The sequence below is a fragment of the Actinomyces sp. zg328 genome (genome assembly GCF_009829635.1).
GTDB lineage: Bacteria > Actinomycetota > Actinomycetes > Actinomycetales > Actinomycetaceae > Actinomyces > Actinomyces marmotae.
On record NZ_VWPE01000002.1, the window covers coordinates 221,485 to 235,769 of the forward strand.

At 71.9% G+C, this 14,285-nt stretch carries 12 protein-coding genes; 6 read left to right on the forward strand and 6 right to left on the reverse strand.

What is annotated here, in order from left to right; genetic code table 11:
• Positions 1-155: 155 nt before the first annotated feature.
• The 3 genes from pgl to zwf are packed head-to-tail and all read right to left on the reverse strand — an operon-like array spanning position 156 to position 3,519.
• Positions 156-953, reverse strand: coding sequence for a 6-phosphogluconolactonase (gene pgl, locus GVV75_RS02265; RefSeq protein WP_159522948.1), 798 nt, complete (start codon positions 951-953; stop codon positions 156-158).
• On the reverse strand, positions 950-1,951 hold the full coding sequence (locus GVV75_RS02270) for a glucose-6-phosphate dehydrogenase assembly protein OpcA (protein ID WP_159522946.1): 1,002 nt from the start codon (positions 1,949-1,951) through the stop codon (positions 950-952). Before GVV75_RS02270 ends, pgl begins: the two co-directional genes overlap by 4 nt.
• On the reverse strand, positions 1,948-3,519 hold the full coding sequence (gene zwf / locus GVV75_RS02275; RefSeq protein WP_328703515.1) for a glucose-6-phosphate dehydrogenase: 1,572 nt from the start codon (positions 3,517-3,519) through the stop codon (positions 1,948-1,950). The genes GVV75_RS02270 and zwf overlap by 4 nt, the downstream gene beginning before the upstream one ends.
• 240 nt (positions 3,520-3,759) lie before the next feature.
• Here zwf and gndA point away from each other — a divergent pair, with 240 nt between their 5' ends.
• From gndA to GVV75_RS02300, 5 genes are all read left to right on the forward strand, one after another.
• The gene (gndA, locus tag GVV75_RS02280; RefSeq protein ID WP_159522944.1) at positions 3,760-5,235 is read left to right on the forward strand and encodes an NADP-dependent phosphogluconate dehydrogenase; all 1,476 of its coding nucleotides are present in this window, start codon (positions 3,760-3,762) and stop codon (positions 5,233-5,235) included.
• A 183-nt stretch (positions 5,236-5,418) separates the two neighbouring features.
• Positions 5,419-5,862: an FHA domain-containing protein gene (locus tag GVV75_RS02285; protein ID WP_159522942.1), complete on the forward strand. Its 444-nt coding sequence runs from the start codon at positions 5,419-5,421 to the stop codon at positions 5,860-5,862.
• A gap of 89 nt (positions 5,863-5,951) precedes the next feature.
• Positions 5,952-6,602, forward strand: coding sequence for a transcriptional regulator FtsR (ftsR, locus tag GVV75_RS02290; RefSeq protein ID WP_159522940.1), 651 nt, complete (start codon positions 5,952-5,954; stop codon positions 6,600-6,602).
• A gap of 117 nt (positions 6,603-6,719) precedes the next feature.
• Positions 6,720-7,190 carry a bifunctional nuclease gene (locus tag GVV75_RS02295; RefSeq protein WP_413227738.1) on the forward strand — a complete coding sequence of 157 codons (471 nt, stop codon included), beginning with the start codon at positions 6,720-6,722 and terminating at the stop codon, positions 7,188-7,190.
• 368 nt (positions 7,191-7,558) lie between these two features.
• Positions 7,559-8,074: a MerR family transcriptional regulator gene (locus tag GVV75_RS02300; protein ID WP_159523132.1), complete on the forward strand. Its 516-nt coding sequence runs from the start codon at positions 7,559-7,561 to the stop codon at positions 8,072-8,074.
• A 157-nt stretch (positions 8,075-8,231) separates the two neighbouring features.
• Here the strand turns inward: GVV75_RS02300 and GVV75_RS02305 are convergent, their stop codons facing one another.
• Positions 8,232-9,860 carry an Hsp70 family protein gene (locus tag GVV75_RS02305; protein ID WP_159522936.1) on the reverse strand — a complete coding sequence of 543 codons (1,629 nt, stop codon included), beginning with the start codon at positions 9,858-9,860 and terminating at the stop codon, positions 8,232-8,234.
• A gap of 335 nt (positions 9,861-10,195) precedes the next feature.
• Between GVV75_RS02305 and GVV75_RS02310 the strand changes: the two genes are divergently transcribed.
• Entirely contained in the window at positions 10,196-12,217 is a 2,022-nt protein-coding gene (locus GVV75_RS02310; protein ID WP_175994113.1) for a PTS beta-glucoside transporter subunit IIBCA, read from the forward strand.
• Positions 12,218-12,372: 155 nt separating this feature from the next.
• Here the strand turns inward: GVV75_RS02310 and GVV75_RS02315 are convergent, their stop codons facing one another.
• The gene (locus GVV75_RS02315) at positions 12,373-13,380 is read right to left on the reverse strand and encodes a LacI family DNA-binding transcriptional regulator (protein ID WP_159522932.1); all 1,008 of its coding nucleotides are present in this window, start codon (positions 13,378-13,380) and stop codon (positions 12,373-12,375) included.
• Positions 13,381-13,448: 68 nt separating this feature from the next.
• On the reverse strand, positions 13,449-14,156 hold the full coding sequence (locus tag GVV75_RS02320) for an SGNH/GDSL hydrolase family protein (protein ID WP_159813286.1): 708 nt from the start codon (positions 14,154-14,156) through the stop codon (positions 13,449-13,451).
• Between the last annotated feature and the right edge of the window lie 129 nt (positions 14,157-14,285).

A 14,285-nucleotide genomic window follows, 5' to 3' on the forward strand; every position in this document is an offset into this window, starting at 1 on the left:
CGCCCGGAGGGTCGGAACAGGTCACCGAAGAAGGGCCCCTCCCAGCCGGGCTAGCCGTGCCCAGCGCCACCTGGATCCGGGCCGGGCGGCGCTCGGGCCGACGGCGCTCATGCCCCGGGCCCACGAGCGCGAGAAGACCCGCGCCACAGGGAGGACTACCGGTCTCGGGGATCGGCCGCGTCGTCGAGGAACCACAGGGTCCGCTCGCCCCGGGCGCAGGAGATCGGGGCGAGCGCGGCGTCGGGGGAGCCCAGGCCGGCGCGGGCGGCGTCGCGCTTGTCCTGCCCGAAGGCCAGGAGCACCACGAGCCGGGAGCGGTGGAGCGCGGGGAAGGTGAGGGTGGCGCGCTGAGGCGGGGGCTTGGGGGAGTCCTCGACAGCGGCCATGTCCCGTCCCGTGGTCAGCGCCACGGGGTGGCCGGGGAAGAGGGAGCAGACGTGCCCGTCGGGGCCCATGCCCAGGTGGATCGCATCGAAGCGCCCACCGGCGGGACCCGCGATGGCCAGATCGCGCTCAAGCGCCTCCGTGGCGAGGCGGACATTGGCGGCGGCCTCCGGCCCGGCCAGGCGGTGGATGTTCTCCCCGGGCACGCCGGCCTCCGCCAGGGGGGCGGCGAACAGGTCGTTGCGCTCGGCGTCGCCCGCGGGCACGAAGCGCTCATCGCCGAACCAGATGTGCAGCCCCCGCAGGTCCTGGGGCGAGATCCCGGCTTCGGCGAGAGCGGTCGGCAGCGCGTGGGCGATGGCCTTGCCACCGGAGCCCCCGGTCAACGCGAGATGAGCGGCGCCCCTGGCGGACAGGCCCTCGGCGATGGCCGCGGCGATCGCGGCGCTGGCGCGCCCGGCGGCCGCCTCGCGGGTGGGCGCGATATCGACCACCGGGGCGGGCAGGCCCGCCGCCCGGGACTCGATGTCGTGGCGCGCGCCGGGGCGCGCGGAGGTGGGCTCGGTCATCGCGTGGCCTCCTGTGAGGGATGTGGCCCCTGGGTCCGGGGGCCCTCGGCGAGGAAGGCCGCGAGGACCTCCCCATAGAGCGGGTCGGGGGACAGCCGGCGCAGCTCCTCGTCGAGGGTCATCACGTCGCTTCGGCGGGTCATGGTGGCGATCTGCGGCTCACGCCCGTCGGGGCGGCAGACGCGTACGCGGTCTGTGTCGACGCGGGTGATCGTGATCTCGCCGTCCGGGGTGCGGGCCTGCACGGAGGCGATGCCCTTGAACCCCTCGACATCGCGGCGCTCCACGGGCACGCCTAGGCGGAGCCTCAGCCAGGAGGTCATAAGCGCCACGGAGGCGTTGCAGTGCTCTCCCTCGATGACCATCGAGGTCACGCCCGCGCCGCGCAGGGCGGGGGCCAGGGCGGAGGCCACCATGGCGCGCCACAGGGTGATGCGCGTCCACGCCAGGTCGATGTCCCCGCGCCGCGAGCACGGCGCCAGGCCGCGCAGGGCGGTCTCGGGCCGCTCGAGGGCCGGGGTGTTGGTGATCCTCGCCGTGGCGAGGCGCCCCAGGGGATCGTCGGCGGGCACGGGCGGGCACTCATGGGGCCACCACACGACCACGGGCGTGTCGGGCAGAAGGAAGGGGACGACGAGCGTGTCGATGTGGTCGGCGGCCTCGCCCCAGGGGCGCAGGACGATCGTCTCGCCCGCCCCGGCGTCATGGCCGGTGCGGATCTCGGCGTCGAGGTGCCCCCCGATGCCGGAGGCGACGTGGCCGTCGCGGCTGCGGGGCCCCGAGGGCTCCTGGGCCTCCTCGCGCTCGGGGACCACCGCGATGATGCGGCTGGGGTGGTCCCGGCTGGCGCCGTGAGCGGCCTCAAGAGAGGCCTCAAGGCGCTCGGCGTCGCAGGCGATAAGCAGGGTCAGGACGTGGGAGCGCCCATGGGCGCCCTCGTCGGCCAGGATCGCCGAGGTGATCCTGGCGGTGGTGGTGGCGGTGAGCGTGGTGATCATGAGCGCCTCCAGGCACGGCCCTCGCGGGCGAGCAGATCGTGTGCATCCCCGGGCCCCCAGGACCCGGGGCGGTAGTCCTCGGGCGACCCGGAGGCCGCCCAGTGCTCGATGACCGGGTCGAGGATCCTCCAAGACAGGTCCACCTCCCGCTGGTGGGGGAACAGCGGGGCGTCCCCGAGGAGCGCGTCGAGGATGAGGCGCTCGTAGGCCTCGGGGGACTCCTCATTGAAGGTGGCGCCGTAGCCGAAGTCCATCGTCACGTCGCGCAACTCCATCTGCGTGCCGGGCACCTTGGAGGCCACTCGCAGGGTCACGCCCTCGTCGGGCTGGATGCGCAGCACGATGGTGTTGGCGCCGATACCGGCGGTCGCGGCGTCGTCGAAGGGCAGGAAGGGCGGCTGGCGGAAGACGATGGCGACCTCGGTGACCCTGCGGGCCAGGCGCTTGCCCGCGCGCAGGTAGAAGGGCACGCCCGCCCAGCGGCGGTTGGCGATCTCCAGGCGAAGCGCCGCGAAGGTCTCCGTGCGCGAGTCCGGCGCCACGCCGTCCTCCTCCAGGTAGCCCTTGACCGCAATGCCGCCCTGGTAGCCGGGGGCGTAGCGGCCCCGGGAGGTCGTGGCGTCCAGGTCGAGGACGCCGTCGCGCTCCAGGCGCACCGAGGCCAGGACCTTCTCCTTCTCGGCCCGCACGGCCGCGGCGTCCATCGAGGTCGGCTCCTCCATGGCCACCAGGGCCAGGAGCTGAAGGAGGTGGTTCTGAATGACGTCGCGCGCCGAGCCGATGGTGTCGTAGTAGCCGGCCCGCGTGCCGATGCCGATGTCCTCGGCCATGGTGATCTGCACGTGGTCCACGTAGCGCTGGTTCCACAGGGGCTCGAACATCGTGTTGGCGAAGCGCAGCGCCAGGATGCTCTGGACCGTCTCCTTGCCCAGGTAGTGATCGACCCTGAAGACGTCATCGGGCCGCACGATACGGCCGATGAGCTCGTCGAGCTCGCGCGCGGAGGCGCGGTCGTGACCGAAAGGCTTCTCGACGACGACGCGCCTCCAGGCCCGCTCATCGCGCTCCACCAGGCCGGAGCGGGCGATGCGCTCGGTGACGGCGGGGAACCAGCCCGGGGGGATCGACAGGTAGAAGGCCCGGTTGCCGGCCGTGCCGCGCGAGGCGTCAAGGTCCTCGACCACGCCGGTCAGGCGCTGGTAGGCGTCATCGTCCTCGAAGGAGGAAAAGGTGACGAAGCGCATCCCGGCCGCCAACTGCTCCCAGGTGGTGTCGCGCCACGGGGTGCGGGCGCCCGCGCGCGCCCACTTCTCGACGTAGTTGCGCATAGCGTCATCGTCCCATTCGCGCCTCCCCACGCCCACCAGGGAGAAGCTGGGGGAGAGCAGGCCGCGGTTGGCCAAGTCGTAGATGGCCGGCAGCAGTTTGTTGCGCGCCAGATCGCCGGTGATGCCGAACATCACCAGGACGCAGGGGTCGGCGATCCTTGGGAGTCGCAGGTCACGGCTGTCGAGCAGCGCCGTCGCCGAGGGGGGACGGGAGTGGGCCGGTGCTGTGGATGCTGGCACGGGTGCCTTCCTGGGGTGGCGTTGGCCGCGGGGCTCCGCGGCCGGCCTCACTCTAGGCGCCCGGCGCGCTGGGCCCTGACGCGTTTCACGTCGAGAGTAAGGGGCGTGGGCCGGTGGGGCCGCGGGCCCCCGCGGGGGCTACTGTTGGCAGCGGCCCACGCGAGTATCCCCGCGCGCAGCGGGGCTGAAGGCGCCAGCCGCATCGGCTGCTCGGGCCGTGATCCACCGAAAGGCAACGCGATGACCAGTTTCACCCCTGCCCGCTCAACCGCAGACCTCGGCGTCGTCGGCCTGGGGGTGATGGGGGCCAACCTCGCCCGAAACCTGGCCCGCCACGGCCACGAGGTGGCCGTCTTCAACCGGACCCTGGCCCGCACCGAGAGGCTCATGGACCGCTACGCGGACGAGGGGACCTTCGTGCCCGCCGCCGAACTCGCGGACTTCGTCGCCTCCCTGCGCCGCCCCCGCGTGGCCATCATCATGGTGCAGGCGGGGCCCGCCACCGAGGCGGTCATCGACGCGCTCGCCGATCTCATGGAGCCCGGCGACATCATCGTTGACGCCGGCAACACCCTCTACACCGACACCCGCCGCCGCGAGGAGGCACTGCGCGATCGCGGGCTGCACTTCGTGGGCATGGGCGTCTCCGGTGGGGAGGAGGGCGCGCTGCTGGGCCCCTCCATCATGCCCGGTGGGACGGCGGAGTCCTACAACCGCCTCGGCCCCATGCTCGAGTCCATTTCCGCCCAGGTCGACGGCGCCCCCTGCTGCACCCATGTGGGCCCCGATGGCGCGGGCCACTTCGTCAAGATGGTCCACAACGGCATCGAGTACGCCGACATGCAACTCATCGCCGAGGCCTACGACCTCCTGCGCGGCGTGGCGGGCATGAGCGTCGCCGAGATCGCTGAGGTCTTCCGCACCTGGAAGGACTCCGAGCTCGACTCCTACCTCATCGACGTCACCACCGAGGTCCTGTCCCGCACGGACCCCGCCACGGGCGGGCCCTTCGTCGACGCCGTCGTCGACGCCGCGGGCCAGAAGGGCACCGGCGTGTGGACCACTCAGACGGCCCTGGAACTCGGCGTGGCCGTGCCCGCCATCGCCGAGGCGACCTTCGCGCGCGCCGCCTCCTCCTCGGCCGGCGCGCGCCTGGCCGTGCGCAACGCCTCCCTCGACGCGGGCGCCCAGCCCCCGGCGCTGGACGAGCCTAAGGCGCGCGAGGAGTTCGTGGCGGCGGTCAAGGACGCGCTCTACGGCTCGAAGATCGCCGCCTACGCGCAGGGCTTCGACGAGATCGCCACAGCCTCTCAACTCTACGGCTGGCAAGTCGACCTGGGCGCCATGGCCCGCATCTGGCGCGGCGGCTGCATCATCCGCGCCCGCTTCCTGGATGACATCACCCGCGCCTACGACGAGGAGCCGGCGCTCGGCAGCCTCCTGACCGCTCCGGTCTTCGCCTCAGCGCTGGAGGCGGTCCTGCCCGCCTGGCGCCGCATCGTCGCCACGGCGGCCCTGGCCGGCGTCCCAGCGCCCGCCTTCGCCTCCTCGCTGGCCTACGTGGACCAACTGAGGGCAGAGCGCCTGCCCGCGGCCCTCATCCAGGGCCAGCGGGACTTCTTCGGCTCGCACACCTACCACCGCGTGGACGACCCGGAGGGCACCTACCACGTCACCTGGTCCGCGCCCGAGCGCGTCGAGGAGAAGTGGGCCTGAGGCCCGAGCGGGGCGCGGGCGCCGCGGGGGCTCGCGGCGCCCGCGCCCGTTCCCCTCGCCGGCGCCTTATTCCCGCGTTCGATGAGGGAGTGAGAGCCACAACGGCGCGACGACGGCGCGCGGTGACCGGTATTGTGGGCCCATCGCGGCGCGACGAGCGCCGCCCTACCAGAGGGGGCCACGATGACGAGCATTCCATCGGATTCGGACACCACGTCGACCCAGACCCTCGGCGCGATCGACTTCTCCGCCGATATCGACGTCCAGGTCACCGGCCTCTCGGCTCAGGACCGGGCTGCGATCGCCGCCCTGCCTGCGGGCACGGCGCTTCTCATCGTCCAGCACGGCCCGGTGACCGGGGCGCGATTCCTCCTGGACGCCCAGCAGACGACAGTGGGCCGCCATCCCCGCGCGGACATCTTCCTCGATGACGTGACGGTGTCCCGCAAGCACGCGATCTTCTCCGCCGTCGACGGCGGGTACGCCGTGCGCGACTCGGGGTCGCTCAACGGCACTTACGTCAATAGGGAGCGCGTGGAGCAGGCGGCACTGCGAGCCGGCGACGAGGTCCAGATCGGCAAGTTCCGGATGACCTACCACCCCGGCCCCGCCGCGGCCGCCCAGTGAGCCAGCCCAGTCGATCCCGCGAGCAGGGCCCCGCCGCCGGGCAGGGGGCTCCGGGGCCGTGGCCTCGCGGTGCCTCCCGCGAGGCCACGATGAAGATCAGCGAGGTCGTCGAGGCGCTGAGGGCCGAGTTTCCCGCGCTGTCGGTGTCCAAGTTGCGCTACTTGGAGACTGAGGGGCTTATCTCGCCGCACCGGATCGGCAACGGCTACCGGCGCTACTCGCAGGCCGACGTCGCCAGGCTGCGCTTCGCCCTGACGGCCCAGCGCGATGAGTACCTGCCGCTGGGCGTCATCCGCGAGAGGCTGGAGGACATGGACGCCTCCGCCTCGGCGCCGGATCCGGCCCCCGTTGCCCGGGTGGTGGCCTCGCGGGGGCGCGCCGTCGAGGGAGCCGACATGAGCCTGGAGGACCTCAGGGCCCTCACGGGGGCCTCCGAGGCGGATGTCAACGAACTCATCTCAGCAGGCCTCATCGCCGCGGATGCCCGCGGGCGCTTCGCGCCCCAGGCCCTGCGCATCACGCGCCTGGCCCTGGAGGCCGCGCGCCTGGGGCTGCCCCTACGCAACCTGCGGTCGGTGCGCACCAGCGCGGAGCGGACGGCTGACTCCATCGATCAGGCCACACGGCCCGCCCGGCGCCGCTCGGCCACGGCGGCCGAGGACTCGGCCACCCGGCTCGCCGGCCTCATCGGCGAGCTGCACGGGGAGCTGCTGCACCTGGCCGTGCGCGCCCTGTCCTGAGCCGGGAGGCCTCCCGGCGGGCCCGGCAACGGCGAGGGCCAGAGTCGCTGATGAGTCGGTGCGCCCATTCGCCGGACGCGGCGCCCGACTGACCCGTAGCCTTGTGGTGTGCGCCCCATGCATCTCGTGGGCATCCGATCCACCCAAGCCTCCACCGGCCTCGTCGCGATCCTCGTCGAGGCCGGTGGCCCCGGCATGATCGCCGTCCCCGTGACCGCGCGCGAGGGGCTCGTGCTCTCCGAGCCGGCTCCCTCCACGCGACCCGACTGGGTGAGCCTGCTGGCGCGCAGCGTCCAGGTGCTGGGCGGCTCCCTGCTCCAGATACGGCTCGGGGTCGACGCCGATGCCCGCCTCGTCTGCGGCCTGGCCATCGCCGGAAGGGACGAGCGCGGAGAGGTAGGGGAGGTCCCCTGCGCCCCGGGCGACGCCCTCGTCCTGGCGAGCGCCCTGGACCGGCCGATCCTCGCCTCCGAGACGCTGCTGAGGCTGCGCGGGGTGGACCTGGGCGAGCAGACGACGCACGAGCGGATGGCGCGCTGGCGCCGGAGCCTGGCCACCGCCATCCCGGAGGAACCCCCGACCCGATGAGGGCGGGATCCGGGGCCACCCGGGGCCACCCGGCGCGACACGCGGGACACGTGTGACAGATGTGAATATTGAGGTGATGGCGATCACGCCCACACTGTTTAGTGTGCCGATGAAGCCCTCGAATACCAGCGAAAAACCGGCCTTCCGCCGTCATCCCTTGAGTTGAGGTTGAGATTGACATCCAATGGAGGGGCCCCGCCCGGCGCGCCCTTCGTTGAGTGGGAGCGGATCGCCCTCTATCGTGGGGCATGCGGTCGTTGACGGCAGCCCGTCGCGATCCAAGAGCCAGTAACCGATCCGTGAGGAGCAGCCCTGTGAGCGCCAACGAAGCGAGTCGCCACGCACCCGCACCGCAACTCGTCCAGGGCATGCTCTTCGGTGACACCCTTCCGGACCTCGACACCTCCTCGGGGTACCGCGGGCCGGTCGCCTGCCGCGCCGCCGGCATCACCTACCGCCAGCTCGACTACTGGGCCCGCACCGGGCTGGTCGAGCCGACGGTGCGCGGCGCCAAAGGCTCGGGCACGCAGCGCCTCTACGCCTTCCGCGACATCCTCCTGCTCAAGATCGTCAAGCGCCTGCTCGACACCGGCGTCTCCCTCCAGCAGATCCGCACGGCGGTGGACGCCCTCCACGAGCGCGGGGTCGAGGACCTCACCTCCATGACCCTCATGAGCGATGGCGCCTCCGTCTACGAGTGCACCTCCGCCGACGAGGTCATCGACCTCGTCCAGGGCGGGCAGGGCGTCTTCGGGATCGCCGTCGGCCGGGTCTGGCATGAGATCGAGGGATCGCTCGCCGAACTCCCGGTGGACCACGCTGAGGCGCCCGTCGTCGAGGATGAGCTCGCCAAGCGCCGGGCCGCCAAGCGCCAGGCCGGCTGATCCACTCCCCGCGATCGCGCGCCTCCAGCCCCTGGGGGTGATGGGGGAGGGATCCCACTGGATGGCCCCCACTCCGCGCCGCCCATCGCGGCCTAATGAGGCGCCCCGCCGCCCCGTTCCAGGGGGCCAGCGGGGCGCCGACGCGCCTCCAAGGGCCTCAGGCGGTCTGGCGGCCCAGGACGTAGTGGCGTGAGAAGCCGTCCTCGAGGTCGGTGATCGTCACCCGGACGAGGCCCGCGGAGTCGATCTCGTAGCGCTCCTGAACGCGGCGCCCCGCGCCCGTGCGCTCGACAGGGCGCCCGGAGAGGTCCTCATCGCGCAGGGCGGGGTCGAAGGGGAAGATGATCTCCTGGTACGGGGCGAGTTCGCCGCGGGGCTCGCCGTCGGCGTCCACGCCCGCGCACTCGACGAACCGGAAGCGACCGATGTTGTGGACGGCCGTGTACTGGCGGGTGATGACCGTGCCCTCGCGGGTGGCGCCGGCCTGGATCGCGTCCTCACCCAGGATGGCGTCGAAGGTCGTGCGCTGGCCGCCATCGGCCTCGCGGAACACACCAAAGCCGCGCGAGAGGCGGTCGATGAGGTCATAGCCGGAATCGCGGTCCGAGGCGATGGCGAGGCCGATCGCGGTGGAGGCCCCGGGGTAGGGGGAGCGGTGGACCCTCGCGCCGAAGCGCTCGCGCAGCATCCTGGGCACGAGGGGCAGAGCGGAGCCCCCGCCGACCAGGTGGACGCCCGCGACCTCGGTGAGATCCGGGTCGCCGTCGGCGAGGCGGCCGATGAGGGGTTCCATGACGTCCAGCGAGCGCTCCATGAGGGGCTTGCATGCGTCATAGAGCTCGGCCGTCGGGATGATGACGTCCTTGCCCCGCACGTCCAGCGCGATGCGCCGGGTCTGGGGGGAGAGCGCCTCCTTGGCGTCGCGGCACTGGTCGAGCAGATCGGAGACCTCGCGATCATCGAGGTCCTCCTCCCGCGCGCCCGCGCGCTCGAGCGCGAGCTGGGCGAGGAGGAGGTCGACGTCGTCGCCGCCGAGGTCCCCCAGGCCGCGCGAAGCCAGCACCTCGTGAGCGACACCGCGCACGTCCACGAGCGAGGTGTCGAAGGTGCCGCCGCCCAGGTCGTAAACCAGCACGCGGGTGCGCTTGGAGGAGACGGTGCGGGCCTTGCGGTGCGTGTACTCGAATCCGGCCGCGCTGGGCTCGTTGAGCATGGCGATGACGTTGAAGCCGGCATCGCCAAAGGCCTCGAGGGTCAGGAGGCGCTGGGCGCCGAAGGCATGGGCCGGCACGGCGACGGCGACCGAGACGCTCGATCCTCGCGCGCCGGGGTCGGCGTCGTCCATGCCGGGGGCCGCCTTGAGCTGGGATCGCAGGTGGCGCAGGTAGTCGGTGAGGATCTCCAGGACGGTGAAACGCTGGCCGCCGAGCTCGACCTCGGTGGCCGGGGTGATGCGCGGGCTCGCCAGGCGCCGCTTGAGACTGCGCAGCAGCGGGGCGCCGTCGCGGGCGGCGGCGCGCGCGGCGAAGCCGTGGAGCAGGCCGTCCGGGGTCAGGGCTGTGAGCGAGGGAAGGTACTCCTGGGCGTCGCCGTGCTCATCGGTGAAGGGCACGACCGGGTAGTTCCCGCGGTCGGCGCGGGCCACCACCGTGCGCGTGGTGCCCAAGTCGATGCCGAGCGAGGGGCCGGGCCAGCCGGCGCCGGAGGCCGGAGCCCCGGCTTGGCGGCGGCCGCGTGAGGAGGAGGCGGGCAGGGTCCCTGAGGTGCGCGGGCGCTCGGCTGTCATGATGCTGAGCCTAGCGTGACCCGGGCGAATAGGGCCGAGCCCCACCGAGGCGTGGGCGCGTCGGGCGGGGCCCGGTGGGCGGGCGCGGGCGGTCCATGAGAGCGCCGACGGCGACCTCGGCCCTCGCACCGCCCAGCAGGCAGAACGGCCTTGCCCGGGTGGGCGCGCAACGGTACTGTGACTCACGTTTGACACAGGTTCTGCCAGGGGGTCATCGATGATCCCGTGGCGCCCCATCCCATCCCCAGGATCCCGATCTCGCGGCCCGCCGCGCCCGGTGACTGGGAGGATGGCGCCTGGCAGTGCCGACCACTGAGAGGAGGCACCGGGTGGCAATGGATCACGCCCGGGTGGCGACCGACGTCCTGACCTACGTCGGCGGCGCGGAGAACATCACGGCGGCCGCGCACTGCGCGACGCGCCTGCGACTTGTCCTGGCGGACTTGGACAAGGTCGATCAGAAGGCCCTCGACAAGGACCCCGATATCAAGGGAACCTTTATCGCCGGCGGCATGTACCAGATCATCGTCGGCCCCGGCGATGTGGACCACGTCTTCGATCGAATGATCGCGACCGGCGGGGTCAAGGAGGTCTCGAAGGATGAGGCCAAGCAGGTGGCAGCCCAGTCCGGCAACCTCGCCTCGCGGTTCATCAAGATGATCGCGGACATCTTCGTCCCGATCCTGCCCGCCCTGATCGCCGGCGGTCTCATGATGGCGATCAACAACGTCCTGACAGCCGAGGGCCTCTTCGGCGAAATGTCGCTCCAGGCCCGGTGGACCTGGCTGGCCGACTACGCCGGCCTCATCAACCTCATCTCCTCGGCGGCCTTCGCGTTCCTCCCCGTGCTCGTGGGCTTCTCCGCCGCTAAGCGCTTCGGTGGCAATGTCTACCTGGGCGGGGCCATGGGCGCCGCCATGGTCTCCAGTTCCCTGCTGAGCGCCTACGACATGAGCAACCCCGAGGCGGCCGCGAAGTTCTGGGAGTTCACGGGGGCCGCGCCCAGCTGGCAACTGTTCGGCCTGGAGGTCCAGAAGATCGGCTACCAGGCGATGGTTATCCCGATCATCTGCGTGGCCTACCTCCTGTCGGTCATCGAGAAGCAGTTGCACAAGCGGCTGTCCGGCACGGCCGATTTCCTCCTCACCCCGCTTATCACGCTGCTCGGCACCGGCTTCCTCACCTTCGTCGTCGTCGGTCCGATCACGCGCCAGCTGTCCATCTGGATCACCGACGGCCTGGACTGGACGTACAACACGCTGGGCCCCCTGGGCGGCGCGCTGTTCGGCCTCGTCTACTCGCCGATCGTCGTCACCGGCCTGCACCAGTCCTTCCCGGCGGTGGAGATCCCGCTGATCTCGGACATCGCCAACACCGGCGGCTCCTTCATCTTCCCGATCGCCTCCATGGCCAACGTCGCCCAGGGCGCCGTCGCCATCGCGGTCTTCCTGCGCACCAAGGACGCCAAGATGAAGGGCCTGGCCGGCGCCGGTGGCGTCTCCGCGCTCCTGGGCATCACCGAGCCCGCGATCTTCGGCGTCAACCTGCGCCTGCGCTGGCCGTTCTTCATCGGCGTGGGCTCGGCGGCCATCGGCGCCGCCCTGGTGTCCTTGTTCGATGTGCGCAGCCAGGCGCTCGGCGCCGCGGGATTCGTGGGCTTCGTCTCCCTGGTCCCCAAGCACATCCCGGCCTACCTCGCCCTCGAGGCCCTCGTCGCGGTGCTCGCCTTCAGTGGGACCTACCTGTACTCGCGCACCGCCAAGGGAGCCGCCTCCCTGGCCGACGGCGACGTCGAGGATGAGGCCGTGCTCGAGGCCCAGGCGGAGGCCATCCACGAGCGCACCGCCGAAGGCCAGCCCCATGAGGCGGTCAAGGCCGAGCTCCCCGCCGAGGCCGCTGCGGATTTCTCCGTCACCTCGCCCATCGAGGGGCGCGTGGTCCCGCTGTCCGAGGTGGAGGACGCCGTCTTCTCCCAGGGGCTGCTCGGCCCGGGCCTGGCGGTCATCCCGTCGGCGGGCCCGGTGGTCTCCCCGGTCGATGGCGAGGTCATCGTGGCCTTCCCGTCCGGCCACGCCTACGGCATCCGCGCCGCCAGCGGCGTGGAGGTGCTCATCCACGTCGGCATGGACACCGTCCAGCTCGACGGCAAGCACTTCAGCCCGAAGGTCCACCAGGGCGACGTCATCCGCCGCGGCACGCCGCTGGTGGAGGTCGACTGGGAGGCGGTCAAGGCGGCCGGGTACAAGATCGTCACGCCGATCGTCGTGTCCAACGGTGACAGGTTCTCCGGCATCTCCGAGGCCGGGACCCGTGATGCCTCGCGCGGAGACGCGCTGTTCAGCGTCAACCACGGCTGAGCGAGCCTGCCGCCGGCCCACGACCATCGGGGAGCCGGGCCCATCGCGGGAATGCGACGGGCCCGGCTCCCCGCGCGAGACCGGTCGAAAACAAGAGCGAGACCGGTCGAAAACAAGAGCGAGACCGGTCCGCGGCGCTGATGAGGCCGCGCGGCTCAGGTGGTCCGGCCGACGACGAGCTCGACGGGGAGCTCGATCGGGGCGATCTCCAGCGCGCGCAGCTCAACGCCGTCGTGGATCGCCTCGATCTGGGCCAGCAACTCGGCGACAGCACGGCGCGAGAGCTCGGCGATGGGCTGTCGGATGGTGGTCAGCCCCGGCACTGCCTGGCGGATCGCCCGCGTGCCGTCGAATCCGATGACTCGCAGGTCCTCGGGGATGCCCAGGCCTACTGATCGGGCCCACTCCACGACGCCGGCCGCGGTGAGGTCATCGGTGGCGAAGACGGCGTCGAAACCGCCAAGCCGGCTGGTCAGTTCGTCGTTGATGCGCTGGGTTCGCTCCGGCTCGGGAGTGTTGAAGTCGACGGCCACGACCTGGGCCTCGATGCCGGCCAGGGCCAGCGCGGACCGATAGCCCGCCTCACGGCCGTTGCGCCTGCCCGCGCGCGAGGTGAGCAGCAGCGGGTGGCGCGAGCCTCGCTGGAGGAGGTGCTCGGTGGCGAGGGAGCCTCCCCGGACGTTGTCGCAGCGGATGTTGGGGATGGCGGGGGAGAGGTCGCGGTCGATCATGACCAACGGCATGCGGACGGTGCCGTAATCAGCGAGGTCCTCGTTGTGGGCCGACGAGATGATGCCGTCCACACGATGCGAGACGAGCAGGTCGAGGTACTCTCGCTCGCGCTCGGCGCGGCCCTGGGAGTTGCACACCAGGATGCGGTAGCCGTGCTCCGCCAAGGCGATCTCCAACTGCGCGGCGAGCTCGCCGAAGAAGGGAAGGGCCACCGTCGGGACGATGACGCCGATGCTCCGGGTGGCCATGCCGTGCAGGACGCGGGCAGCCTGGTTCGGCCGGTAGTTGAGCTCCGCGATCGCGGCGCCGACCCGCTCCTTGGTCGCCTCGCTGAGGTAACCGCGGTTGTTGATCACTCGCGACACCGTGGTCAGCGAGACGCCCGCGAGCTCGGCGACATCGGCGAGCGTGGGCTCTCGGCGCTGAGGCACAGCAACTCCTTTGTCTTGACGTCTGGACGGAAACCGCGGGCAAGCCTATGCCCGCGCGCGCCGGAGTGCTACAGCGGGGCGCCGCGCGACGGCGCGCCGGAGGGCGGGGGAGTGGGGACCAGGTTGGGGACCATCTCGCGGTAGATGGCAATCATGGCGCGGGCGATGGCCGCGTGACCGGCGTCGTTGGGGTGGATCCCGTCGATCGCGAGCTTGTTCTCGTCGCCGTCGATCGCGGTGCTCATTGCGTCGGTCGAGGCCAGGCCGAGGCGGGTGGCGTGGTCGTGGACGAGCCGGTGGACGATGCCGAAGCGCGGGCCGATGCCGAGGGCGGGAAAGTAGGGGGCGGCGATCGTGGGAACGCCCGGAAGGCGCTCAGCCAGGAAGGCGAAGTCGTGCTCGATGGCCTCCTCCACGAGGTCCCTCTGGGAGGGCAGGAGCGCGGCGTCGTTGAGCCCGAGGCAGATGGTGACGACATCGGGCTCGGCGCGCAGGACCGTCTCCAACCAAGTGGTGTCCCGGCACGAGGGGGAGCGGCCGCCCCCGGGCAACTTCCCACCGCGCCGGCAAAAGAAGCCGATGCCGTCGGCCGCCAGGCTGACCTCGCGCCAGCGCAGGTGCTCGCAGACCAGCGACGAGAAGCGGTTGCGGGGGTGGCTGACCGAGTCCCAGCCCGTGACCACGGAGTCCCCGAGGAAGACGGCGGTGGGGTGGGGCGCCAGCCGGGGGACCGTGGGGCCGTCGGGTCCTGCGGGCGGGTCTAGTGACGACGTCATGGCAAGAGCGTAGGCCGATGACCGCGACCGCGCGGGTCGACGGGGCTGCGCGCGCAGGCCCGCCACCGAGCGAGACCGGGCCGGCGTGTGAGCGCCACGAGAACGGGGCGCGGACGGGCCCGAAGGCTC